Source organism: Lampropedia aestuarii (assembly GCF_004803635.1).
GTDB classification, from domain to species: Bacteria; Pseudomonadota; Gammaproteobacteria; order Burkholderiales; family Burkholderiaceae_C; genus Lampropedia; species Lampropedia aestuarii.
Window position 1 is genome coordinate 103,369 of the sequence record NZ_SSWX01000011.1, and the last position, 24,030, is coordinate 127,398.

Annotated in this window: 19 protein-coding genes; 3 read left to right on the top strand and 16 right to left on the bottom strand. The window is 60.8% G+C overall.

Annotation, left to right across the window (positions count from 1 at the left end):
- Entirely contained in the window at positions 1–609 is a 609-nt protein-coding gene (locus tag E8K88_RS10005; protein ID WP_205880058.1) for a DUF6436 domain-containing protein, read from the top strand.
- Between the two features lie 130 nt (positions 610–739).
- On the opposite strand, the gene E8K88_RS10010 is transcribed toward E8K88_RS10005, so the two are convergent.
- From E8K88_RS10010 to E8K88_RS10025, 4 genes are all read right to left on the bottom strand, one after another.
- Positions 740–1,621, bottom strand: coding sequence for an SDR family oxidoreductase (locus E8K88_RS10010; RefSeq protein WP_136406523.1), 882 nt, complete (start codon positions 1,619–1,621; stop codon positions 740–742).
- Positions 1,622–1,705: 84 nt separating this feature from the next.
- Positions 1,706–3,013 (bottom strand): TRAP transporter large permease, encoded by a 1,308-nt coding sequence (locus E8K88_RS10015; RefSeq protein ID WP_136406524.1) that lies wholly within the window; start codon positions 3,011–3,013, stop codon positions 1,706–1,708.
- Positions 3,014–3,026: 13 nt separating this feature from the next.
- Positions 3,027–3,572 (bottom strand): TRAP transporter small permease, encoded by a 546-nt coding sequence (locus E8K88_RS10020; RefSeq protein WP_136406525.1) that lies wholly within the window; start codon positions 3,570–3,572, stop codon positions 3,027–3,029.
- Between the two features lie 54 nt (positions 3,573–3,626).
- Entirely contained in the window at positions 3,627–4,790 is a 1,164-nt protein-coding gene (locus E8K88_RS10025) for a C4-dicarboxylate TRAP transporter substrate-binding protein (RefSeq protein WP_136406526.1), read from the bottom strand.
- A 399-nt stretch (positions 4,791–5,189) separates the two neighbouring features.
- Here E8K88_RS10025 and E8K88_RS10030 point away from each other — a divergent pair, with 399 nt between their 5' ends.
- Complete coding sequence (locus E8K88_RS10030; protein ID WP_136406527.1) at positions 5,190–6,374, top strand: acetyl-CoA C-acyltransferase; 1,185 nt, start codon at positions 5,190–5,192, stop codon at positions 6,372–6,374.
- 305 nt (positions 6,375–6,679) lie between these two features.
- Here the strand turns inward: E8K88_RS10030 and E8K88_RS10035 are convergent, their stop codons facing one another.
- The 9 genes from E8K88_RS10035 to bioD all read right to left on the bottom strand — a co-directional run bounded on the left by E8K88_RS10035 (position 6,680) and on the right by bioD (position 17,746).
- On the bottom strand, positions 6,680–8,257 hold the full coding sequence (locus E8K88_RS10035; protein ID WP_205880059.1) for an acyl-CoA synthetase: 1,578 nt from the start codon (positions 8,255–8,257) through the stop codon (positions 6,680–6,682).
- A 58-nt stretch (positions 8,258–8,315) separates the two neighbouring features.
- Positions 8,316–9,095, bottom strand: a complete 780-nt coding sequence (locus E8K88_RS10040) for an enoyl-CoA hydratase/isomerase family protein (protein WP_136406528.1) — start codon at positions 9,093–9,095, stop codon at positions 8,316–8,318.
- A 25-nt stretch (positions 9,096–9,120) separates the two neighbouring features.
- Entirely contained in the window at positions 9,121–11,097 is a 1,977-nt protein-coding gene (locus E8K88_RS10045) for an acetyl-CoA carboxylase biotin carboxylase subunit (RefSeq protein ID WP_136406529.1), read from the bottom strand.
- Positions 11,098–11,102: 5 nt separating this feature from the next.
- On the bottom strand, positions 11,103–12,260 hold the full coding sequence (locus tag E8K88_RS10050; protein WP_136406530.1) for an acyl-CoA dehydrogenase family protein: 1,158 nt from the start codon (positions 12,258–12,260) through the stop codon (positions 11,103–11,105).
- A 21-nt stretch (positions 12,261–12,281) separates the two neighbouring features.
- A complete protein-coding gene (locus E8K88_RS10055; protein WP_136406531.1) occupies positions 12,282–13,901 on the bottom strand; it encodes an acyl-CoA carboxylase subunit beta in 1,620 nt (539 codons plus the stop codon).
- A gap of 160 nt (positions 13,902–14,061) precedes the next feature.
- Entirely contained in the window at positions 14,062–14,925 is an 864-nt protein-coding gene (locus E8K88_RS10060; protein WP_205880060.1) for a phosphatidylglycerol lysyltransferase domain-containing protein, read from the bottom strand.
- Between the two features lie 45 nt (positions 14,926–14,970).
- Positions 14,971–15,768 carry a TIGR03084 family metal-binding protein gene (locus E8K88_RS10065; protein ID WP_136406533.1) on the bottom strand — a complete coding sequence of 266 codons (798 nt, stop codon included), beginning with the start codon at positions 15,766–15,768 and terminating at the stop codon, positions 14,971–14,973.
- A 29-nt stretch (positions 15,769–15,797) separates the two neighbouring features.
- Positions 15,798–16,970: an acyl-CoA dehydrogenase family protein gene (locus E8K88_RS10070; protein ID WP_136406562.1), complete on the bottom strand. Its 1,173-nt coding sequence runs from the start codon at positions 16,968–16,970 to the stop codon at positions 15,798–15,800.
- Between the two features lie 80 nt (positions 16,971–17,050).
- On the bottom strand, positions 17,051–17,746 hold the full coding sequence (bioD, locus tag E8K88_RS10075; protein WP_168797301.1) for an ATP-dependent dethiobiotin synthetase BioD: 696 nt from the start codon (positions 17,744–17,746) through the stop codon (positions 17,051–17,053).
- A 216-nt stretch (positions 17,747–17,962) separates the two neighbouring features.
- On the opposite strand from bioD, the gene E8K88_RS10080 reads away from it, so the two are divergent.
- Positions 17,963–19,759, top strand: coding sequence for an acyclic terpene utilization AtuA family protein (locus E8K88_RS10080; RefSeq protein ID WP_136406535.1), 1,797 nt, complete (start codon positions 17,963–17,965; stop codon positions 19,757–19,759).
- Positions 19,760–19,870: 111 nt separating this feature from the next.
- Here the strand turns inward: E8K88_RS10080 and E8K88_RS10085 are convergent, their stop codons facing one another.
- The 3 genes from E8K88_RS10085 to E8K88_RS10095 all read right to left on the bottom strand — a co-directional run bounded on the left by E8K88_RS10085 (position 19,871) and on the right by E8K88_RS10095 (position 24,010).
- Positions 19,871–20,719 carry a helix-turn-helix domain-containing protein gene (locus tag E8K88_RS10085; protein ID WP_240754443.1) on the bottom strand — a complete coding sequence of 283 codons (849 nt, stop codon included), beginning with the start codon at positions 20,717–20,719 and terminating at the stop codon, positions 19,871–19,873.
- A 231-nt stretch (positions 20,720–20,950) separates the two neighbouring features.
- Positions 20,951–22,156, bottom strand: a complete 1,206-nt coding sequence (locus tag E8K88_RS10090; RefSeq protein WP_136406536.1) for an acyl-CoA dehydrogenase family protein — start codon at positions 22,154–22,156, stop codon at positions 20,951–20,953.
- A gap of 246 nt (positions 22,157–22,402) precedes the next feature.
- Positions 22,403–24,010 (bottom strand): AMP-binding protein, encoded by a 1,608-nt coding sequence (locus E8K88_RS10095; RefSeq protein WP_136406537.1) that lies wholly within the window; start codon positions 24,008–24,010, stop codon positions 22,403–22,405.
- Positions 24,011–24,030 lie beyond the last annotated feature (20 nt).

The following is a 24,030-nucleotide window of genomic DNA, read 5'->3' on the forward strand; positions in this document are numbered from 1 at the left end:
ATGCGGCCCAAGCAAGGCAAGCGGCAGCGGCTGTTTGTGTGCCTGTGCGCACTGGTGATGCTGGCAACCGCTACGGCGCTGTGGCAGTACTTCGGTTTTGGCAACCAAAGCAGCTGGGGCGAGCGGGCCATGGTGTTTGAAGACAGTGCGCTGCAACTGCCGCCTGAGCTGGCAGGCGCCACCGGGCGCATTCGCCTGGTGCATTTCTGGGACCCTGAATGCGCAGGCTGCAACCGCGAAACCAGCGCGCACCTGAGCTACCTGATCAGCATGTACCGGCGTGAGGACATCGACTTCTTCAGCGTGCAAAAGCCCGGCACCAAAGGTCAGCTGCCGGCCTTTTTGCAAGGCAAGCTCACACCACTGGCCCACATCGACGGCATGGCGCACATTCCAGCCAGCCCGTTTGTGGCCATTTGGGACGGCCAAGGCCAACTCGCTTACGCTGGTCCATACAGCCTGGGCATGGTCTGCACTTCCGCCAATAGTTTTGTCGAGCCATTGCTGGAGCGGCTATTCAAGGGCGAAAGCCTGACGCCAACGGGCATTCTGGCAGTGGGCTGCTACTGCCCTTGGGCTGAGCCGCAGACCAGCCAAGCCGGCCATTAAAGCCAGGCCGCAATCAACGCCAACACTTGAGCCGGTTGCTCGCGGTGCGGCACATGCGCGACACTGCCTAGCCCGCCATGAGCGCAGCTAGCCGTGCCAATGCGCCAAGCTCGCCTGCCAGCGCTGCACCTCAGGCCATTGCCGCGTAGCTGGCGCCTGCTGGCATAGGACTGTCTGGATCGACAAAAATATCAACCATCAGCGCGCTGCCTGGATCATTGCGGTAGATATCAAAATGTGTCACCCCCTCCTGCGCTAACACCTCGTCATCCAACACAAACTGGCCGGTGAATTCCTTGGCCGGGCGCTGCAAGATCGCATAGGCGGCATCGGCCATGATCTCGGGCTTGCGCGATTGGCGCAGCATCGCCTCACCACCGAGCGCGAACTCCACGGCGGCGGTGGCCACCGTCGTGCGCGGCCACAACGCATTGCAGGCAATGCCTGCACCGCGCAGCTCCTCAGCCAGCCCCAGCATCACCATCGACATGCCGTATTTCGACATCGTGTAAGGCAAATGCTGGGCAAACCAGTCGGCACGCATCGTCAACGGTGGCGACAGCGCCAAAATGTGCGGATTGGCGCTCCCCCGCAAATACGGAATGCACGCACGCGACGTCACAAAGGTGCCTCGCATATTGATTTGCTGAATCAGGTCAAAGCGCTTGAGGTCAATGTCTTCGGTCGTTGCCAAATGGATCGCCGAAGCATTGTTGATACAAGCATCAATACCGCCAAAGTGCTGCGCGGCCTGAGCAACTGCCGCCAGCACTTGCGCCTCGTCGCGCACATCGACCACCAGCGGCAAGGCCTTGCCGCCGGCCTCCTCAATCGCCTCGGCTGCGGTGTAAATCGTGCCAGCCAATTTGGCGTGTGGCTCGGTGGTCTTGGCGGCAATCACGATATTGGCTCCATCGCGTGCGGCGCGCAGCGCAATCGCCAGGCCAATGCCACGGCTTGCGCCAGTAATGAACAAGGTTTTCCCAGCCAAGGGTGGGTGCTGATCCGTCATTTTTTTCCTATCTATCCATCTCAAAGTCATTGAATCCGAGCACTAGGCACGCTCTGCAAATTTCCCTAAGCGCCTGTTCAAAAGCTATTTGCCCCAGTTCGGCAAAAACAACACCAGATCGGGAAAGAACATCATCAGCGCAAGCAGCACAAAATCGGCCACAATGAACCACACCACGCCTTTGAAAATGCCAGTGGTAGAGATCAGATTACCGACCACGCCCTTGATGACAAACACATTCATGCCTACGGGCGGCGTGATCATGCTGATCTCCAGCAACTTGGTCAGCACCACGCCAAACCAGACCAGGCTCAAATCCGCCGAGCTGATGATTGGCAAGACAATCGGCAAGGTCAGCAACATGCAACCGATCGGCTCAAGAAACAGGCCCAGCAGCAGGTAGATCAACACGATGCCCAGCAGCACCCAGAACATGTCGGCGCTTTGGCCAATGATCAGATCCGACACGTATTCACCAGCGCCCGACAGTGCCAAAAAGCGCTGCAACAGGCTCGCGCCAATGCCGATGATCAGCAAAGCCGTAGTCGTCAGCAAAGTTTCCAAAATCGCATGCTTGAACCGCTGCCAGCTCAAGGAGCCCGCGACAAAGGCGACGACACAAGCCAGAAATGCGCCGATTGCACCGGCTTCGGTGGGCGTGAAAAAACCGCTGAACAGACCACCAAAAATCCCCACCATCACCAGCACAATGGGCCAAATCTCTTTCAATGCCTTGAGCTTGTCTGCCGTCGCAACCTGCTCGCTCACCGATGGGGCCAAAGCTGGATTGAGTTTGACTCGCACGACAATCACAGCGATGTAGCCGACCATGGTCAGCAAGCCAATCGTCACGCCGCCCAAAAACAGCTCTGTGATCGAAGTTTGCGCAATGATGCCGTAAAGAATCATGATGATCGAAGGCGGTATCAGTGCGCCAATGGTGCCACCAGCAGCGACAGTGCCAGTGGCCAACTCGGCACTGTAGCGCTGCTTCATCATCTCCGGCACAGCAATGCGGCCCATCGCTGCCGAGCATGCCACCGACGAGCCGCAAACCGACGAAAAACCCGCGCAACCCAAAACACCAGCGATCGCCAGGCCACCGGGAATACCTGCCAACCACAAACGCGCTGCGCGAAACAGCCCTTCAGTCAGTTGCGCGTGGTAGCAAATAAAACCCAGCAGCAAAAACATGGGCACCGAGCTCAGCACCCAATTGGTCGAGAACTGGTAGGGAATCACGCCCAGCGCCCCCCAGGCGACGTTCCAGCCCATCAAATACCACAGCCCGGTAAACGACACGGTGATCATGCTGACCCCAATCGGCACACGCAGGCCAATCAAGACCAGCAGCAAGCCAATGCCTGTCAAACCCACTTGTACGTCTGTCATGTGTGCAATGTCCTTAAAGAGTCTCAGCTGGTGTGCTGTCGGCGCGCTTGCGCTCGCTGTCCAGACCTGAGGTTTGGCCCGTCAGGTACACGACAAACTTGTAGAGCACAACGACAAACATCAGCAGACAGCCCACTGGCAAAAAGAAGTAGGTCGGCCACACTGCCAGGCTGTCCTCGCCTTGCACGACCGAGGCCTTGATGCCGTATTTGCCCATGGCCTCTTGCCAGGAGCGCACAGCCATCAGCCCAAACACCGCAGCCGACAAGAGCAACATCCAGCCGGCCAGATGTTTTTGCACCAAAGGCGGCAGCCGCTCGGTCAGCACTTCGACCGAGATATGGGCCGACTTTTGCTCGGCAAATGCCAGCGGCATGAACGCGGCAATCGCCATGTAGTAGTAGGAGACGATGGTGATCGTGCCAGGCAGCGGGTAGTTGAAGGCATTGCGGGCAACCACATCCAAGGTGATGTGCAGCATCATGAACGCAATGGCCAGCCCGGCAATGACGGTGACCGAATCGATCAAACGAGACAGCAATCGGCCTATGGCTTGCATGGCGAATCCTTCATAGAAAAAAAGCGCTGGCGGGCAGCCAGCAGGCATTGAACATCACAGGCCATAAGAGCCGGCATCGACTTTGGAGAACACCTCATTCCAGTAGACCTCAGCCAACTCCTCGCGGCTGCCCACGTCCTGCACCAGCAGTACCCATTTCTCCAGTACTGGGCGAAACTGCGCAAGCATTTCGTCGCCGCGTTGCACGCCATGGGTTTTGGCGAAATACTCGACAATGGTTTGCATGTCCTGCCGGGCAAAATCGCGGGTTTTTTGCAACAGCGCAGGATCGGCCTCGTGCACCTTGCCGCCGCGCTGGCGCACTTGCTCAAGGATTTCTTTCTCTCGCTGGTGGTAGACGAACGGGATATAGGCTGGCATCACCGTACCGGCGCGCAGCAACACCTGGCGCTGCTCGGTGCTCAAGCCCTTCCAGACCTTGCTATTGACCTGTGTCACGCCAGTGCCGGCAAAAATGCCTCCCGGCACATCGACAGTGACATCAGACACCGCCTCAATCAGGCCCAAATTGGTCAGCTCAGGAATCGACACCACCACGCAATCGACCACGCCTTGTTTGAGCGCCTCCAAGGCCTCGTTCGAAGACATGGTCACCGGCTGCGCGCCCATTGCCCTGGCCCAGCGCGACCAATGGGAGCCGGCCACACGCAGGCGTTTGCCTTTGAGCTCTTGTTCATTGCGCACCGGCTTATTGCAGTTGAGGTAGTACGGTGAGCTGGCCGCAGGCCCGGTGAAGACCTGATTTTGCTGGGCGAATTCGGCCTGGCATTCAGGGCACTTGGTGAATACGAACTCCGATAGCGCGCCCACATAGGCCATGCCTTCGCGCCCGCGTACGCGCTCATCCATCGTCAACAGCTGCATTGAGGACTCAGCCAGCAAATTGAAGTGCGGATACTCGGCCGGAAAATACGGTGCCAGCAAATAGCCCATATCGGCCATGCCATCGCGCAGCCCGGCAGAGGTCTCGGCAAAATTCAGCAAGGACAGCGGATAGACCCGCACCTTCAAATCGCCCTTGCTCAAGTCTTTCACCGCCGCTGCATACGCCTGCCCGGCCTTGTCCGAATCCGAGCCCGATGGAAAGCCCATCGCATAGCGCAGGTCACGTGCCTCGGCAACACCTGCGCCTAGCAGCAACGCGCCCACTACCGCGCAGGCCGTCAGCCCTTGCCACACCCTTCTGATCAGTTGCATTGCAGTCTCCACAGTGGTTTGGCAGCGGTCGCGCTACCGGTACAGAAATGCGGTGCAAACCCGGTTCAAAGGCCTGCATTTGCCACCCCGCAATGGTTGGGCAGCAGCCGCTGTTTGGTCTTGTGTTTATTAGCTGGCCATGGACGGGTTTTCCCACATCAGCCCATTGCTGCGGCAGGCGGCAACTGGCAACTGAGGGCAAGCGCTTAGAGCATGTTCAAAGTCTCGACGCAGTCGCGCAAGGCACAAAAAAGAGGCAATACAAGACGCCCGCAGTCACCCATGGGACGGGTGAAGAGGCCCGGCGGGGAGATCATGCACACAGACAAAACACCTGTTACAGGGTGCACGCTATCTGCGCCACTCGCCGCTTAAACCCGCCCATTCCTAGGAGTTGCCATGAGAGAAGCCGTCATCGTATCCACTGCCCGCACGCCAATTGGCCGGGCCTATAAGGGCGCGTTCAACCACATCAAATCGCCCAGCCTGATGGCGCATGCGATCGAGCATGCAGTCAGCCGCGCCGGCATTGATGGCGCCGAAATTGACGACGCCGTGATTGGCTCGGTACTGACAGCCGGCACGGCCGGCATGAACCTGGCGCGCAATGCGCTGCTGGCTGCCGGCGTGCCGCAAACCGTGGCTGGCCAAACCATTGACCGCCAATGCGCATCAGGTTTGATGGCGATTGCCACCGCGGCCAAACAAATTGTCTGCGATGGCATGGAGGTAGTGTTGGCTGGTGGCCAGGAAAATATTTCTGCGGTGCAAAACGCGTATATGCAGTGGGTTGCCAAAGAGGCCGATCCCGCCGTGATCGCCAAGGCCCCGCATGCCTATATGCCGATGCTGCAAACAGCCGAGTTTGTGGCCAAAAAATACGGCATCAGCCGCGATGCGCAGGACGAATACGCCCTGCAGTCGCAGCTGCGCACGGCTGCTGCGCAGCAAGCAGGCCGCCTGGATGCAGAAATCGTCGCCATCACCACGCAAATGGCTGTGACCGACAAGGCCAGCGGAGACGTCAGCTTGCAGGAAGTCACGCTCAGCCGTGACGAAGGCAATCGCCCAGATACCACACTGGCCGGCCTGCAAAGCCTCAAGCCGGTACTCGAAGGCGGCGTAATCACCGCCGGCAATGCCAGCCAACTCTCTGATGGCGCCAGCGCCAGCGTGCTGATGGAGCGTGCGCTGGCCGAGAAACGCGGTCTGACACCATTGGGCCTGTACCGCGGCATGGCCGTGGCAGGCTGCGCACCAGAAGAAATGGGCATTGGCCCGGTCTATGCGATCCCTAAGCTGCTCAAACAGCACGGCCTGGGCGTGCAGGACATTGGCCTGTGGGAGTTGAACGAAGCCTTTGCCTGCCAGGCGCTGTACTGCCGCGACCATCTGGGCATTGACCCGGAGCGCTACAACGTCAATGGTGGCGGCATCTCGATTGGCCACCCCTATGGCATGACTGGTGCACGCCTGGTGGGCCATGCACTGATCGAGGGCAAGCGCCGGGGCGTGCAATACGTGGTCGTGACGATGTGCATTGGCGGCGGCATGGGCGCAGCTGGCCTGTTTGAAGTGCTGTAAACACGTATTCTGGTGCTGCAGATAAATCGGTTGCTGCCGGTCGAGCGGCCTTGGCTCAAGCCTTGATCAGCCGCTTGGCGGCGTTCGGCCAGGCATTGGAGCAGGCACTGTTTTGGCCCAGTACTTTGTCAAGCAAGCACCGTGAAGCAGTGGCGCAGTTGCAAGCCGTAAGGCGAGTTAAAACGCAGCGTAACCCGCCATTGTTGATGAAGCAGCCAGCTTGCTTTGTTGCACAAACCGGCAGGTCTCGACCCGCACTACGTCACCAGATCACGTTCAAATGGCAAAGGGCTGCTGGCAGGCCCTCAGCCCTCTCGCAGCTTGTATTTGAGGATTTTGCCCGTGGCATTGCGCGGCAGCGCGTCAACAATGCGCAAGTGCTTGGGAATTTTGTAACGCGCCAAATGCAAGCTGGCAAACTCGCGCAATGCTTCCAACTCCAGTTCAGCACCGGGCTTGAGTGCGACCACGGCCACCACGGCCTCGCCCCATTGCGGATCGGGCACGCCAATCACCGCCACTTCGGACACCGCAGGGTGGCCAAACAGCACACTCTCAACTTCCGCCGGGTAGACGTTTTCGCCGCCGGTGATGACCATGTCTTTGACGCGGTCGCAAATGTAGTAGAAGCCCTGCTCGTCAAAATAGCCGACATCGCCGGTGCGAAACCAGTGCTGGCCATCAATCGCTGCCTGCGTCGCCTCGGCCTGGTTCCAGTAGCCACGCGTGATATTCATGCCGCGCACACAGACCTCACCGCGCTCCTGGGCCACGGTCACCGGCTGCCCTGCACTGTCCATGATGCAGACTTCGGTCAACAGCGGAGGCACACCAACCGAGCCGATCTTGCGGCTCGACCATTCATTGGACAAGGCGGTGGCCATCGCCGCCGTTTCGGTCAGGCCATAGCCTTGCTGCACCAAAATGCCGCGCTCGGCCAGCAAATGCAGCAAGGGCTCTGGGCACGGTGCGCCACCGCACATCACATAGCGCAGCGTGCTGGTATCTGCAGCGGCAAAATCGGCGTGCTGGGTCATGAACAACAGCATCGCCGGCACGGCAAACAAGGTGGTGACGCGGTACTGCGCAATATCACGCAAAGCCGCAGCCGGATCGAAGCTGCGGTGCAAGACCATGTGCGCGCCCTTGAGGAAATTCGTCAGCGCCAGCACATTCAGAGCCCCGATGTGGAACACCGGCGCGCTGGTCAGCAAAACGTCGTCAGGCCGCACGTCCAGCATCACCAATTCGTTCACATGGTTCCACCAGAAGTTGCCCACAGTCAGCATCGCGCCCTTGGGCTTGCCGGTCGTGCCCGAGGTGTACATGATGGCGGCCACATCGTCCTGGTGCAGCGCCACCGCCTGCGCCACCGGTGTGCTGCAGGCCATGGCCTGCGCCAGATCAGGCCAGCGTGCCGCATCACTGGTCTGGCCATGCGCGCACCAATAGCGCTGGCAGACCAGACGCTCGCGCACCGGGTCCAGCACAGCCAGGTGCTCGGCATCGGCCAGCAGCGTGTGCACGCCCGCATCGTTCAGGATGTACTCGAATTCCGGCCCAGTAAGGCGAAAATTCAAAGGCACAAAAATCGCACCCAGTTTGGAGCAGGCAAACAAAGCCACGAAAAACATCGGGTGGTTAAACCCCAGATAGGCCACACGGCTGCCTTTGCCAATGCCACCGGATTGCAAGACCCCCGCCAGCTGGTCGATCTGCAGCAGCATGTCGGCGTAGCTCAAGGTGTGCCCGGCAAAGGTGATGGCCGGGCGCTGGCCATCGCGCGCAGCGCGTTCGGTAAACCATTGGCCCATGCTGATTCTGGGCGCAGGCGCGCCCACGCCCCCAAACCCATCGGCTGGCAGCGACTGTGTGGTGCTCATGTCTTGTCTCCTGTTTTTTTGTAGGCTCCAACCTGCGAGGTTGGCTGTGCTTTAACGCTTAACGGCCAGTCCAGACGGGCTTGCGCCGCTCGTTGAATGCCGCCAGTCCCTCCTTGGCATCCTCGGTCATCGCCAGCAAGGCGATCTGGCTCTCGGTGTAGGCAATCGCCTGGTCAAATGACATGGCCTCGATTGCTCGCATCGCGTATTTGCCGCGCCGAATGGCTGTTGGCGACTTGTCACTCAAGCGGCCGAGCAACCAGTCGACTTTGGCATCCAGCGCGTCGGCTGGCACAACGTGGTTGAGCAAGCCCCACTGCAAGGCCTCTTGCGCGCTCAAAGGCTCGCCGGTCAGCGCCCATTCGCGCATGATGCGCCGGGGCACCAGCTCTTGCAGCAGGCTCAGGACCTGCATCGGAAACACCCCGACCTTGACCTCAGGCAGGCCCAGCACGACATGCTCGGCCGCCACGGCCAGATCGGCCATGCACAGCAAGCCCATGCCACCGGCCATGCACGCGCCATTGAGCCGCGCCACAATAGGCAAAGTGGCGTTGTGCGCATCGCGCATCAGATCCGCATAATCCACGCTGGGTTTGGCAAAGTCAAAACTGAACCCCTTGCCGGGCTGCAAATCGCCGCCGGCGCAAAATGCTTTATCGCCAGCGCCGGTCAACACAATGGCACGAACCTCGTGGTCGGCATGGGCCTGGCGCAAGCCCTCGCGCATCAGCGCGATCACACCAGCGTGCAAGGCATTGCGCTTGTCAGGGCGGTTGATGGTGATCCAGAATGCGCTGCCGCGCTTGTCCAACAAGACTTCAGGGGTATCGCTCATCAGGTGTCTCCTTATAGGGATGCGGTCAACTGACAGCCGCGGCCTCAATCTCGGCCAGCACACGGCGGGCCGTGACCTGCTCACCCACGCCCACGCTGAGGGTGGCGACGCGGCCCGCAACAGCAGCCAGGTGCACATGCTCCATCTTCATGGCCTCCAAGGTGACCAGCGGCTGGCCAGCCTCGACCTGCTCGCCCTCGGCCACCAGCACGGCCACCACGCGGCCATTCATCGACGCACGCACCTTGCCGTCGCCAGCGCTCTCACCCGCACGCTCGGTGGCGCTTCGGGTCAAATCACGCACCGCCAGTGGCTGGCCGGCATAGTGCAGGTACAGCTGCTGGCCTTGGCGCGCGTAGGCCGCGCGCTCGACCACGCCATCGAGCAAGACCCGCACGCCATGCGGGGCCAGCTCCAGCCACTCAATCTGGTGCTGCTGGCCTTGCGACACGACCGTATAGCGCTGTGCGGCCGTTTGGGTCAACTGCACGGTCTGGCGCTGGCCACCGGCCTCCAAGACCAAGCTCACTGGCAGGCGGTGGGCCAGGCGGCGCAGCAAGGGCGCCACCGGCTCGACGGCCGTGGTTTCAAACAGCAAGGCCGCTGCCAATGCCAGCGCACGCTGCTGGGCGGCCTCATCGCGCTGCAGCAGGCTGGCCAACTGCTCGCCCACAAACGCGGTGCTCGCCTGGCCTGCGGCAAACACCGAATCACGCAGGCAAGCACTCAAAAACACCTGATTGGTCGTCACCCCCAGGGCCACGGTCTCACGCAAGCCTTGCAACAAACGGCGCCTGGCCTCGTCGCGGTTGGTGCCGTGGGCAATGATTTTGGCCACCATCGAGTCGTAAAACGGCGGGATCTCTGCGCCGCTGAACAGCGCGTGTTCGACCCGCACCCCACCCGGCTCACGCCACAGTTGCAGGCGGCCGCTTTGCGGCATAAAACCGGCATCGACGTCTTCCGCGCACAGGCGCACTTCAATCGCATGGCCGTGAAAACGCACATCGGCTTGCTGCAGCGGCAAGGGCTCACCAGCGGCCACGCGCAGCTGCAACTCCACCAGATCCAGGCCAGTGATGGCCTCGGTCACCGGGTGCTCAACCTGCAAGCGGGTGTTCATCTCCATGAAGTAGTACTGGCCTTGGCTGTCGAGCAAAAACTCCAAGGTACCTGCGCCTTCGTAGCCAATCGCTTTGACCGCGGCCACGGCGGTGGCGCCCATGCGCTCGCGCAAGGCCGCATCCACGGCTGGCGACGGTGCCTCTTCGACCACTTTTTGGTGGCGGCGCTGCACCGAGCAATCGCGCTCGCCCAGGTGGATGGCATGGCCGTAACGGTCGGCAAAGACCTGGATTTCAATATGGCGCGGCTGTACTATGGCCCGCTCCAGAATCACCTCGGCATCGCCAAAAGCGTTCAGCGCCTCGGACTGCGCGCTGCGCAGCAAGTCGGGGAATTCGCTGGCGCTGCTCACCAGGCGCATGCCGCGCCCGCCGCCGCCTGCTGTGGCCTTGATCATCACCGGAAAGCCAATGCGCTCGGCCTCAGCCAGCAAGCGCTGCGCGCTTTGGTCTGCACCCTGGTAGCCGGGGATGCAGGGCACGCCCGCATCCATCATCAGTTGCTTGGCGCCGGCCTTGTGGCCCATTGCAACAATCGACTCTGGTGAGGGGCCGATAAAAACCAGCCCGGCATCGCGGCAAGCGCGGGCAAAGTCCTGGTTTTCGGCCAGGAAGCCATAGCCTGGGTGGATGGCATCGGCACCGACTTGGCGCGCCGCGTCAATCACCGCGTCAATGCACAAATAGCTTTGCGCTGGCAAAGGCTCGCCAATGCAGACGGCCTGGTCGGCCTCTTGCACATGGCGCGCATGCTGGTCAGCCGTCGAGTACACGGCCACTGTCTGGTAGCCCAGCGCCCGGGCTGAACGGATCACGCGCAGCGCAATCTCACCCCGGTTGGCGATCAGAATTTTGGTAAATGGTGTGGCTTGGGTCATGGTGCTCAAGGGGTGTTCTTAGGGAAGATGCCCATGTTTTTGGACAGGATTTGCAGCATCACTTCGTCCGCGCCGCCGCCAATCGAAGTCAGACGCATGTCGCGGTACAGGCGCGAGATCAGGCTGTCTTTGACATAGCCCATGCCGCCCCAATACTGCAGGCAGCTGTCGGTCACCAGGCGCGCCAAGCGTCCGACTTTGAACTTCGCCACCGTGGCCAGATAGGTTGCATCTTCGCCGCGCACCACCATCTCCACGCCCTTCCAGTTCAGCGCGCGCACGGCCTCGACCTCGGCTTGCAACTCGGCGAGCTTGAAATACACGACTTGCTGGTCCAGTAGCGGCTTGCCAAACACTTGCCTCTCTCGCGTGTAGCCGATGGTGATGTCGATCGCGCGTTGGGCAAACGCGCAGGTGTTCAGCGCCCCCCATAGGCGCTCAAGCTGAAACTGCTCCATCTGGTAGATAAAGCCATGGCCCTCTTGGCCAATGCGGTAGCGCTGCGGCACGCGCACATCGTCAAAGAACAACTGCGCTGTGTCCGAGCTGTCCATGCCAATCTTGCGCAGCTTTTTGGCCACTTCTACGCCCTTGGTTTTCATCGGCACCACAATCAGCGACTTGTTCTTGTGCGCACTGCCTTCGGAGGTATTGGCCAGCACGCAACAAAAATCAGCCTGCGTGCCATTGGTGGTCCACATTTTTCCGCCGTTGATGATGTAGTCGTCGCCGTCTTTGCGCGCCGTCGTGCGGATCGAGGCCACATCCGAACCACTGCCCACCTCGGACACCCCCAGGCAGCCGACGTACTCGCCCGCAATCGCAGGCGCTAAAAATTCAGCGCGCAGCTCGGCGCTGCCGCGATGCGCCAAGGCAGGTGTGCACATATCGGTTTGCACGCCAATGGCCATCGGAATGCCGCCGCAATTGATCTGCGCCAGCTCTTCGGCCAGCACGGCTGCATACGAGTAGTCAAGCCCCATGCCGCCGTCTTCAACAGGCTTATTCAAGCCCAGCAAACCCAGCTGGCCCATTTGCGCAAAGACCTGGTGGGCGGGAAAGATTTCAGCCTCTTCCCACTCATCCACAAAAGGGTTGATTTGTTCGGCAATCCAACGGCGAATGGTCGCGCGCAGTTGTTCATGTTCAGTGGTTAATTGCATAAAAAGAGTCTCCTTGAGGATTTAAGGACGTGCGACCGAGAACTGCATCGCTTGCGGCGTGCGAGCCGCTTCTTCACGACAGATTGCCAGCACATTGGCCAGCACGGCGCGTGTATCACGCGGGTCAATGACGCCGTCATCGAGCAACTGGGCGCTGGTTGTGAACACGCTCATCTGGCTGTCAAAGCGTTCGATGATGTTGCGCTTGAGTGCCTCGATCTTGGCCTCATCGACCTCGCCTTTGCGGCGCATTGCCGCCTCGGTGACGATGGCCATGGTCTGTGCGGCCTGCTCGCCCCCCATCACCGCCGTTTTGGCGTTGGGCCACGAGAAGCAAAAGCGCGGATGAAAGCCTCTCCCGCACATGCCATAGTTGCCCGCACCGAACGAGGCACCGCAATAAATCGTGATCTGCGGCACCGTGGCGTTGGTGACGGCCTGGATCATCTTCGAGCCATGTTTGATGATGCCGCCCTCTTCATAGGCGCGCCCCACCATGAAGCCGGTGGTGTTGTTCAAATACAGAATCGGTGTGCGCGACTGGCAGCAGGCCTGGATGAAATGCGTGGCCTTGGTCGCGCCAGCCGGGTCAATCGGGCCGTTGTTGGTGATCACGCCGACCGGCCAGCCTTCAATTTTCAGGTGGCCGCAGACCGTGGCGCTGCCGTAGTTTTCGCCAAACTCCAGAAATTCGGAGTCATCGGCAATGCGCGCGATCACCTCTTTCATATCGACTGGGCGCTTGTGGTCGCTGGGCATGATGCCCAGCAGCTCTTCGGCGTCATAGCGCGGCGGTAAAAAATGGCGCGGTGCGGTGCTGGCCGACTCACGGCCCCAGTCGATCTGCGCCAGCACCTCGCGGGCAATGCGCAAGGCATCGCGGTCATCCTCGGCCAAATAGTCACCCAGGCCAGAAATGCTCGCATGCATGGCCGCCCCGCCAAGCTCTTCCTCGGTCGCGATCTCGCCGGTTGCAGCTTTGAGCAACGGCGGGCCAGCCAGAAAGGCCCGCGAGCGCCCACGCACCAAGATAATGTAGTCCGACAAACCAGTCTGGTAGGCGCCTCCGGCAGTGGATGAGCCATGCGTGACTGTCACCACCGGCAGCCCTGCAGCCGAGAGGCGCGCGAGGTTGCGAAACGAACTGCCACCATGCACAAAGTCTTCAACACGGTAGGCCATCAGGTTCGCGCCTGCGCTCTCGACCAGTTGCACATAAGGCAGCTTGTTCTCCAGTGCCAGCTCCTGTGCGCGCAGAATTTTGTTCAGGCCCATCGGCTGCAGTGCGCCAGCATCAATGCCCGAATCCGAGGCCAGCACCATGCAGCGCACGCCTGAGACGCAGCCAATGCCAGCGATCACGCCGCCTCCGGGCACGCTTTTGTCCAGATCCGGATTGTCCAGCCCCAGCCCCGCCAGGGTTGACAGCTCCATGAACGGTGCGCCCGGATCAAGCAGCAGCGACAAGCGCTCACGCGGCAGCATTTGCCCGCGTTTTTCAAAACGTTCGCGCGAGGCGGCTGATTTTTGCTGGGTGCGCTCCTCGTACATGCGCACGCGTGCCAGCAAGGCTTGCATGCTGTCACGGTTGCCCTGGAAGGCCTCGCTACTAACCGACAGGTTGGACTCGATGTATGTCATAAGTAAATCGCTGTATGGCTCTGTGTGGCTCTGTGTGGCTCTGTGTGGCTTCTTGAGCCGCACACGCAAGCGCGTTGTGCGGCGGCATGCAGGGCATCGTAGGTCAGGGCTTTGTGCCAGTCTTGCGACAATTGGCTGTGCGCAGCCTGTCCGCCCTGGCTCAGCGGCGGAACAAGCGCCACTTATCGAGCAGCGCGCAAGGCTGGTAGGACTGTTTGGTCTGGCGGAAATTGGCCAGGCCCAGGTCCTGCTCAAAATTGAGCCAGGCCAGATCGGCCGGACCGTGCAGACACAGATGCTGGAACATGTATTGCGCCAGGCCTTTGTAGCGGCTGCGGCTCTTGGCAAAGCGCACGGCGTACACACCAGCGGCCAGCGACTCGGCCAGCACAAAACCGACCGGCTCGCCTTCAATGCAATAACCATAGCCCCAGAGGCCTAAAGCCTGTGCCTGCTGCAAGGCTTCCAAGCAAGGCTGCTCGTCGGCAGCGCCTGCGGCTTTGCCTTTGTCCTGCATCCAGCCAGCCAGCACGGCCTGTGCCTGGCCTGCCCAGTGCGCGCTGTAAGGCACGGCCTCTACGGCATGCTGGCGCAGCAGCTGCCGCACCAGATTGCGCTTTTTGCCCAGGACGCTGCCACGGTAATAGCGAAACTGGTCTGCCGGATACAGGTAGTCAGAATCGTCCCGCTGGGCACGCCAGTGGTACTTGTTGGCATCGAGCTGCTGCACGAGCTGTGCTGGCAGCGGGTACAGGCATTGGTGTTCATCCAGCAAGGCATCTATGACGCCTGGCGGTGCCTGGCTGAGCCGGAACAAGGGCATGGCATGGCGCTGGCCATCGTAGGTCAAGCCGCTGACCACGGGCCATGCGCCGGCTCGGTAGCGGTACGCATGCTCACGCCGAAACAGCCACAAATTGGCGAATGTGTATTCGGCCAGGCACTGCACCCCCCAATCGGCTGTGACAGCCGCGATCAGCTTTCTCAGCTCAGCTGCGTGCGCCAGCACCAATGTCTGGGGCAAGGTCTGAGAAAGCGCTGCGGCGCGCCTGTGAGCCACACAGGCCTTTCAGGCGCGCTTGCGCACACCGGGCGCCGGTCCATCCACGGGTGGGCCGGCAAAACACTGGGCCATGCTGCTCCAGGCCTGGGCCGCTGCGCCCTGCCACTGCAAGCCGGTATCATCGCGGTGGCGGCGCTGCGTGACCAGCAGGCAAAAGTCCTGCGCACTGCCGCGCAACCAATCGGTCTCAGAGGGCTCTCCCCAAGTCCACAGCGTGCCATCCGGTGCTTGCAATTCGATGTACGGCACGGTTTCAGGGACTGGCAATTTCCGGTTCACAAAGGTCCAGCCAAAGGTGCTGACGCCGATGTGCGCAATCGCCCGCAGACGGTGGCTGGCAGGGCGATCTAACTGCATCACATCCCAGATGTCCTGACCGTGCGCCCAGGTCTCCATCAAGCGCGCCGTGGCAAATGACTTCGCGCTCATACTGGGCCCGTACCAGTTCAAGCGCGCTTTGGGATCTTGCTGTGCCAATGCGGCCACCAGGGTTTCAAAATTGCTCTGCCAGGTCGCCAGCAATGCGGGTCCGTCAAGTCCGGCAAAATGGTCGCGGGCGATGGCGCTGATTTCTTTGCCTGTGGCCAGCACCTTGGCCAAGGCTTTCGCCTCGGCGGTAAACTCCTCGGGGGTAGTCACCGACTGCAAGGCCGTCTGGTCAAAGTAGCACAGATGCGCGACTTCATCCCAGGGCGTCCAGCCATAAAAATCGCTGCGCCGCTGCCAATCGGCCGCAGACAATGTGGCGCAGACACGCGCCAAATCGCGGTATTCACCCAGTAAATCGTTGCAGGTCGTTTGCATGTGTGTCCCCTTAGAACGTGTTTACGCTCTTACAAACCAAGCTGCCTAGCGGCCAGGTCCTTCATGATCTCTTCCGAGCCACCGCCAATCATCATCACCTTGACTTCCCGGTAAATACGCTCGCTGACCGTGCCACGCATAAAGCCCATGCCACCCAAAATTTGCACTGCCTGGTCGGCGCACAGCTGCATGGCCTGGGTCGCCAACACCTTGGCCATGCAGGTGCGGGCCACCAATTGATTCTGGTCACCGACGCGCTCGCGCAGCCGCCAGGCCAGGTCATAAATCAGGCTGCGCGCTGCATCAATGCGCGCCAGCATGTCCATCAGCTTGTGGCGGATGACTTGCCGCTCTGAGAGGCTGATGCCAAAGGTCTTGCGCTCACGCGCCCAGGCCCACGCTTCTTCCAGGCAGACTTGCGCATAGACACAGGCCTGCGCAGCCATGCCCAAGCGCTCGGAGTTGAAGTTGTTCATGAATACTTTGAAGCCCTGGTTTTCCTGGCCAATCAGGTTGGCCACCGGCACGCGCACCTGGTCAAAATGCAACTGCGCGGTGTCTGAGGCCCACCAGCCCATTTTTTTGAGTTCTGTGCGCGACAGGCCTGCGGCATCGCCTTCGACCAGCAATGCAGAAATGCCGGCTGCGCCTTTGCTGGCCGGGTCCGTGCGCACGGCCACGGTGATCACATCGGCGCGCATGCCAGAGGTGATGAAGACCTTCTCACCATTGACCACATAGGCATCGCCATCGCGCACTGCCGTGGTTTTCAGCGCTGCGACATCGGAGCCGCCAGAGGGCTCGGTCACGGCCAATGCGGCAATGCGCTCGCCTCGCAGCACCGCCGGGATGATGCGCTCTTTCAACTCGGCACTGCCATGGTGCGCGACCGGCGGCAAGCCAATGCTGTGCGACATCAGCGAGGCGGCAACGCCGCCAGCGCCGCAGCGCGCCAGCTCTTCCATCACAATCAGCTGGTAGAAGATATCGGCTGGCGTGCCGCCATAGATTTCGTCATAGCCGATGCCTAACAGTCCCAATTCAGCGGCTTTGGTGTAGAGCGCGCGCGGGAAGCTGCAGGCCTCGTCCCACTGCGAGGCAAACGGCGTGATCTCGCGGCTGACAAAAGCGCGCACACTGGCGCGAAACGCCGCGTGCTCGGGCGTGAAGTAATGGGGTGCAGAAGAGACATCAAACAACATGGTCAAGCCCTCAAAGCCGCCCGCAAGCAGCGCGTTATCAATCACTGCATTCTAAAAATGCGCCGCGCAAAAGGCTTGTGTCAACTGGCTGATGGCCGCTGCAGTCCCTGTAGCAAACGCAGCCCATCGATATGGGCTGCAGCCTCAACAGGTTGGCTGAGCGCCTGCCATGGGACCGTGCCCAGTAACGGAATCCCTGCATCACCGCGCAGCGGCCTGCAGCCCAACTGCACCCAGCCTGCGACTCGAATTCCCTGGGCGCGGCAGCGCGTGAGCAAGGCACAGAACGCGTGCCATGCAGCCTCACTGTCTTCGCAGACTATGACCACTGGCAGACGCATCCACCTGGCCAGTTCGCGCAATGACAGCTCTGGTGCCAGCAGCGCCTCAGGCTCACCAACGCCATCCACAACCACGGCATCGCTCCAGGTCGCCAGCGCTTGGTAGCTGTCCAGCACATCGCGCAGCGCCACGGGACGCGGCGGCGACGCGCTGGGGTCGGGTGCAGGCACTGTGCACAAGGCCGCAGCGGGAAACGCAAACGAGCTGTGCGCTTTGAGTTGCGCGACACGCTCGCTGTACCAGCGGCCGTTGTGCCACTGTGCATCGCAGGCCACCGGCATCAGCGCGGTGGTACGCAAACCTTGCTGGCGCAAGCAGTGAATCAGTGCCAAGGCCACCCAGTGCACCCCTTGCCCGGCCGCCCCCAACACAAACAAGGAAGCGCAGGCAGGAGCGGCAAGGCGGTCGGCCACAGCGGCAGTGGATGGTGTCACGGGCATCAATCTGCAGATGAGGATTACTGGACAAGCAGCGCGGCCAAGCTGCGCTGCAGGCATGGCCAAACTGTGCGCGCAGCTTGCAGCCAGCGTCTTGCGTCCACTGGCTGGATCAGGACGCACTGGCCAGCGCAAGCCTGTCTTGCCAGCCACTTGCCACAAGCCAAGCGCCACACCCGCTGCTACGCTGGCAGCTATTGCAAGGAGGCATGTATGAGCAGTACGAATGGCAAAGTGGTACGTATCGGTGGCGCATCGGGTTTTTGGGGCGACAGCATGCTGGGTGCACCCCAGCTGGTGAACTCCGGCCAGATTGACTACCTGGTGTTTGACTATCTGGCAGAGACCACGATGGCGATTCTGGCAGCGGCCAGACGCAAAAAACCGGAGATGGGTTATGCGACCGACTTTGTCGACATTGCCATGAAAGCCGTGTTGCCCGAGGTCATGCGCCAGGGCATCAAGGTCGTGGCCAATGCCGGCGGCATCAACCCGCAAGGCTGCGCCGATGCGCTGCAGACACTGGCTGGGTCACTGGGCCTGCAACCACGCATTGCCGTGGTGCTGGGCGACAACATCAGCGCGCAGATGCCACGCTTGCGCGCTGCCGGTGTGCGCGACATGTTCACAGACAAGGCGCTGCCAGAGCAGATTCTCAGCGCCAACGCTTATCTGGGCGGTTTTGCGATTGCCCAGGCCTTGGCCAGTGGTGCCGATATTGTCATTACTGGCCGGGGCGTAGACAGTGCGGCGACGCTGGGTCCGCTGATCCACGAATTCGGCTGGGCGCCAGCGGACTATGACCGCCTATCAGGCGGCAGCCTGGCAGGCCACATCATCGAATGCGGCTGCCAGGCCACCGGCGGCCTGCACACCGATTGGCTCAGCGTGCCCGACTGGCCCAATATCGGCTATCCAATTGTTGAATGCCTGGCCGATGGCAGCTTTACAGTCACCAAACCGACTGGCACAGGCGGCCTGATCGCACGCGCAGCCGTGGCCGAGCAACTGCTGTATGAAATTGGCGACCCAGGCGCGTATCTGCTGCCGGATGTGACCTGTGATTTTCGCTCAGTCAAGATTGAACAGCTCAGCCCCGAGCGCGTGCGTGTCAGCGGCGCGCTGGGGCGTGCTCCAACCGATAGCTACAAGGTCTCGGCCACGCAGCTCGATGGCTGGCGTTGTGCAGGCTCGATGGTCATCATCGGCAGGGATGCGGCAGCCAAGGCGCAGCGCACCGGCGAGGCGGTGATCGCCCGCACCAGTGCGATTCTCAAAACACTAGGCTACGCTCCCTACACCAGTGCCAATATCGCCCTGCTCGGCGCAGAAACCCTGTATGGCCCGCATGCCCGCACCAGCGCTTCGCGGGAGGTCATGGTGCGGATCTCGGTGACCCACCCGGACAAACAGGCGCTAGAGATTTTCGCGCGGGAGATTGCCCCTTCGGGCACCTCATGGTCGCCAGGCACCACCGGCCCCAGCAGCGGCCGCCCCAGTGTGTCGCCCAATATCAAGCCCTTGTCCTTGCTGATACCCAAAGCCGATGTGCCGGTTGAAGTGGTCATTGATGGCGTCAGCCAGAGCGTCTCGGTCGCATCAGGCCATGGCAGCGCCACAGCGCCTGAGCCGTTCATCCCGGCGCCCTGGCCTGACCGCGCTGAATCGACGGTCGACGTACCGCTGGCGCAATTGGCCTGGGCGCGCAGTGGCGACAAGGGCGATATCTCCAATATCGGCGTGGTTGCTCGGGATGCGGCCTGTCTGCCATTGCTGTGGCAGCAACTGACGCCCGAGGCAGTCCACGCGTATTTTGCACACTTGGTGCGGGGCCCGGTTGCGCGTTTTTATCTGCCCGGTATCGCCGCAATAAACATCACGCTGGAGCAAGCACTGGACGGTGGTGGCCCAGCATCCAGCCGCATGGACCCACTGGGCAAGGGCATGGCCCAAATGCTGCTGGATATGCCCATTGCGGTGCCTGCCACGCTGGCCAAAAGCCTGGCTTGATTCACTGCTCGCAGCAGCCGACCTGCCCACAACAAGCAATCAAGCAAAAAGCCTTTGCAAGCCTGACCACCGGCTTGCAAAGGCTTGTTTGACTTGCCTTGAAGGATCTGCTCAACGCATGTAGTGAGGCGTCACCGCCGCGCCAATCACACGCAGTTTGCGCGAACCGGCAAAAATATCCTTGGGCTTGAGGCCATAAACCTGCCTAATCGAATGGCTGAAATGCGTGGAGTCAGGGTAGCCTGCTTCCAAGGCCACATCGGTCAAACTGCTGTTCTGATCGACCACGTAGTGCAGCAAGCTGCGCGCGCGCTTCCAGGTGCGAAAGGTGCGAAACGAGGTGCCGACCTCGCTCTTGAACAGGTGCAAAAAGCGCGAAAAAGACAAATGCACTTGCGCCGCGCAGTCTTGCGCCTGCGCCTGGCCAGAGGGGTTCGTGCGAATGCGCTCGACCACCTGGGCAATGCGCTTGTCCAGCTGCCGCTTGGGCAACTCCATGCCAAACAGCAACTGGTCAAAGTCCAGCATGGGCGCCTGGGATTGCTGGCCGTTGCGCAGCAATGCCTGATGGGCCTGGTGCGCGCGGCTGCGAAAGCCCTCTTGCTCAACCAAGCCGCCGCTGTGTTGCAGCCAGTCAGGCAAGGCCTGCATGTCAACCGACTCGGGCTCAAGCATCGTTGCGGCAATATGGCGCGTCTCACAAGCCACGCGGTGCACGGTGTGCGGCGGCACAACAAACACATGGCCTTCCTGCCAGGCTTGCGAGCCGATTTGCACACGCACTACCCCATCCAGCGCCACATACACCATCGTCGCGCCGTAGTTGCGGGTCGATGGCGTGCCGAGCAAGCCGGCATAAAACACACGGTCAGGGGTTATCCACATCACACGCTCGGCGCTGGTCACACGTTTGGCACCGATCACGTATGGCCGAATTGCATCAATAGGGTCAATACGCATCTTTGTCTCCTGGGGTCATCGAGGACACGCGCTTGGCATGCTCGATCACTCGTTGTTGTGCTGCCTGCCGGATGACTCCGGTCTGACTTTGAGTGTAGCCGCCCCAGCGTGTTTTTCTTGTGTTTAATGGCTGAGGGGTGCTGGGTGAATTACTGGTTTGTACTGAGTCCGCCGCCCAATATCCGCATTAACCATTAGAGGCAATCGCTAGGCAAGCTCGGCAGCGCGTCCTTAGCGGTATTTGCGCAGCTCCAGCTTGCCAATTTGGTTGCGATGCACTTCGTCTGGGCCATCGGCCAGGCGCAGCAAGCGCGCCATGGCATACGCATGGGTCAGGCCAAAATCATTGCTGGTGCCACCACCGCCATGTACCTGGATGGCCCAGTCAACGACCTGGCAGGCCATATTGGGCACTGCCACCTTGATCATCGCAATCTCGGTCTTGGCCTCTTTATTGCCGACCATGTCCATGCGTTCTGCGGCATTCAAAGTCAACAGCCTCGCCTGCTCAATGAGGATACGGGCCTGTGCAATGCGCTCCAGCGTCACGCCTTGCGTGGCCACCGGCTGGCCAAATGCAACCCGATCCAGCGAACGCCGGCACATTTTCTCCAGGGTGCGCTCGGCCAGACCGATCAAACGCATGCAGTGGTGGATACGGCCTGGGCCCAAACGGCCTTGGGCAATTTCAAAACCACGGCCCTCGCCCAGCAGCATATTGGCAGCGGGCACACGCACATTCGTGAACGTGACTTCGGCGGCGCGATCGGGCATGCCATAAAAACCAAATACCGGCAGCGAACGTTTGACCTCAATGCCAGGGCTGTCCATCGGCACCAAAATCATCGATTGCTGGCGGTGGCGATCGGCATTGTCCGGGTCGGACTTGCCCATGAAGATCGCAATCTGGCAACGCGGATCGGTCGCGCCTGTGGTGTACCACTTGTGCCCGTTGATCACGTAGTCGCCGCCATCGCGCTGGATCAGGCTTTCGATATTCGTTGCATCGCTGGAGGCGACCTTGGGCTCGGTCATCGCAAAGCAGGATCGGATCTCGCCAGCCAGCAAGGGTTTTAACCAGCGCGCTTGCTGCTCGGGCGTGCCATAGCGTGCCAGCACCTCCATATTGCCGGTATCGGGGGCAGAGCAATTGAACACTTCTGGCGCCAGCAAGGAGCGCCCCATGATTTCACACAGCGGTGCATACTCCAGATTCGACAGGCCTGGGCCGTGCTCGCTTTCTGGCAAAAACAGATTCCACAGGCCCACCGCTTTGGCCTTGGGCTTGAGCTCTTCAACCACTGGCAAGACGGCCCATGGACCTAGCGTTTCGGCCTCTTGCAAATGGCGTGTCTCGTTGGGGTAGATGTGTTCTTCCATGAATGCCATCAAGCGCTGCTGCAGCTGGAGGACACGCGGCGTAGGGGTAAAAGCCATCTCAGAGCTCCTTGTTGTTGGTCGATGCCTGCTACGCCAAGCGCGCTGTGCCCAAGCCCATCAAAGTCTGGCTCTGTGTTACAGCACGCAAATGGCTAGCCAGAGTGATTACAACCCGCTTGTGCTGCTCTCTCAGTCATGCAAGTCGCAACAGCGGTGCAACTTACAGCCTGTTTACGATCTAAGAGCCTGTTCAACATCTCCGTAAGAGCCAGCAGCTGCCGTTCCCGGCAAGCGGCAAAGCATTCATGTGTTTTTGAAAAACTCACTGAGTTCGCGCCGAATCAGGTGCTTTTGAATCTTGCCTGTGCCGGTGCGTGGGAACTCGGTGGCAATCACAATCGCTTTGGGTACTTTGAAGCCGCCCAGCAATCCTCGGCAATGCGCGAGCAGCTCGGCTTCGTCTGCGCTATGGCCTGCTGCCAGCACCACGCTGGCGATGACCGCCTCGCCCCAGCGTTCGTGCGGCGCGCCAACCACTGCGGCATCGACCACGGCCGGGTGCTGCAGCAAGCAGCGTTCGACCTCAATCGAGGCGACATTCTCGCCACCGGACTTGATCACGTCCTTGTAGCGGTCCTTGAACCAGATCGCGCCGTCTTCGTCCATGTGCGCCACATCGCCGCTGTGGAACCAGCCATGGCGAAAGCTGTTGCGACTCTCGTCTGGCAGGTTCAAATAACCACGCATGCCCTGGGGGCCACGGTAGACAATCTCACCGGTTTCACCACGCGGCAGCAGCTGGCCGTCCTCCCCCATAATGGCCACACGCGTCATGACGGTCGCCGTGCCCCAGGTCGCGGCCTTGCTCCATTGGTGCTCGGGCCGCTGCACACAGGTCGCCGGGGTGAATTCGGTCTGGCCTGAACCCAGAATCACATCGGCATTGGGGAACATGGCGGCAATGGCTTTTTGCCGCTCTGGCGGCATGGGTGCCATCGCATACATTGCGCGCTTGACCGATGCAAAAGTGCGGCCCTGATAGGCTGGGTCATTGAGCCACAGCCCATACATCATTGGCAGCCACACCAGCAAATCAATTTGGTGGGCATCGATCAGCCGCGCGCACGTGGCTGGCTCAAAGCCTTGTGTCAGCACCAGCTTGCCGCCGACGGTCAGGTAGGGCACCGCAACGCTATTGAGCATTGCACAATGGAACAAAGGCAACCCCACCAAGGCTGCAGAATGCTCGGTGCAGCGGTTCATGATGGCGTTCGACAAACTGGCAATCGTCACCGCCAAATGGCTGGTTAGCACGCCTTTGGGATTGGCGGTCGTGCCGCTGGTGTAGAGCAGTTGCACAATGTCTCGGTCACCGACCAGCACCTCCAGCGGCTGGCTGGCGCCTTGGGCGACCAAGGCATTGAAATCCTGCGCCGCATCGATGCCATCGGCGCCGAACCAGAAAGTGCGCTGCAGCTCAGGCAGTGACTCCTGACAAGCTGCCTCGATCAGGCCGCGCAGCATCTGATCGGCCACCAGCACCCGTGCTTTGGCATCGCGCAGGCAAAAGGCGATTTCATGGGCCCGCAAGCTCAGGTTGATCGGCATGCAAATCAGGCCTGCGCGCGCGCAGGCAAAGTAGCACAGCAACATCTCCAGATTGTTGCGCGCAGCCAGCGCAACGATGTCCTGGTGCTGCAAGCCCAGGCCCAGCAACGCATGGCCAAGCTGGTCAACCATGGCATTGAGCTGTGCGTAGGTCACTTGCCGGTCGCCATCTACGATGGCCACACTGTTCGGGTAGACATCGGCAGAGCGCAGCACGATATCACCGACACAAACGCGCTCAATCAGGTTGGTTTCCAACGGGGATATCAGGTGGCTATCGGCATCGGGTGCAGTGGCGCTCATGGGGATTATCTCCTGTGCTG

What these genes read in the sequence shown, in the direction of transcription:
- E8K88_RS10040 (WP_136406528.1), bottom strand. Translation starts at nt 9,095, where the DNA reads ATGAGCGATACCCCTGAAGTCTTGTTGGACAAGCGCGGCAGCGCATTC.
- E8K88_RS10070 (WP_136406562.1), bottom strand. Translation starts at nt 16,970, where the DNA reads ATGTTGTTTGATGTCTCTTCTGCACCCCATTACTTCACGCCCGAGCAC.
- E8K88_RS10050 (WP_136406530.1), bottom strand. Translation starts at nt 12,260, where the DNA reads ATGCAATTAACCACTGAACATGAACAACTGCGCGCGACCATTCGCCGT.
- E8K88_RS10030 (WP_136406527.1), top strand. Translation starts at nt 5,190, where the DNA reads ATGAGAGAAGCCGTCATCGTATCCACTGCCCGCACGCCAATTGGCCGG.
- E8K88_RS10065 (WP_136406533.1), bottom strand. Translation starts at nt 15,768, where the DNA reads ATGCAAACGACCTGCAACGATTTACTGGGTGAATACCGCGATTTGGCG.
- E8K88_RS10010 (WP_136406523.1), bottom strand. Translation starts at nt 1,621, where the DNA reads ATGACGGATCAGCACCCACCCTTGGCTGGGAAAACCTTGTTCATTACT.
- E8K88_RS10015 (WP_136406524.1), bottom strand. Translation starts at nt 3,013, where the DNA reads ATGACAGACGTACAAGTGGGTTTGACAGGCATTGGCTTGCTGCTGGTC.
- E8K88_RS10045 (WP_136406529.1), bottom strand. Translation starts at nt 11,097, where the DNA reads ATGACCCAAGCCACACCATTTACCAAAATTCTGATCGCCAACCGGGGT.
- E8K88_RS10095 (WP_136406537.1), bottom strand. Translation starts at nt 24,010, where the DNA reads ATGAGCGCCACTGCACCCGATGCCGATAGCCACCTGATATCCCCGTTG.
- E8K88_RS10005 (WP_205880058.1), top strand. Translation starts at nt 1, where the DNA reads ATGCGGCCCAAGCAAGGCAAGCGGCAGCGGCTGTTTGTGTGCCTGTGC.
- E8K88_RS10080 (WP_136406535.1), top strand. Translation starts at nt 17,963, where the DNA reads ATGAGCAGTACGAATGGCAAAGTGGTACGTATCGGTGGCGCATCGGGT.
- E8K88_RS10090 (WP_136406536.1), bottom strand. Translation starts at nt 22,156, where the DNA reads ATGGCTTTTACCCCTACGCCGCGTGTCCTCCAGCTGCAGCAGCGCTTG.
- E8K88_RS10020 (WP_136406525.1), bottom strand. Translation starts at nt 3,572, where the DNA reads ATGCAAGCCATAGGCCGATTGCTGTCTCGTTTGATCGATTCGGTCACC.
- E8K88_RS10055 (WP_136406531.1), bottom strand. Translation starts at nt 13,901, where the DNA reads ATGACATACATCGAGTCCAACCTGTCGGTTAGTAGCGAGGCCTTCCAG.
- E8K88_RS10035 (WP_205880059.1), bottom strand. Translation starts at nt 8,257, where the DNA reads ATGAGCACCACACAGTCGCTGCCAGCCGATGGGTTTGGGGGCGTGGGC.
- E8K88_RS10085 (WP_240754443.1), bottom strand. Translation starts at nt 20,719, where the DNA reads ATGCGTATTGACCCTATTGATGCAATTCGGCCATACGTGATCGGTGCC.
- E8K88_RS10025 (WP_136406526.1), bottom strand. Translation starts at nt 4,790, where the DNA reads ATGCAACTGATCAGAAGGGTGTGGCAAGGGCTGACGGCCTGCGCGGTA.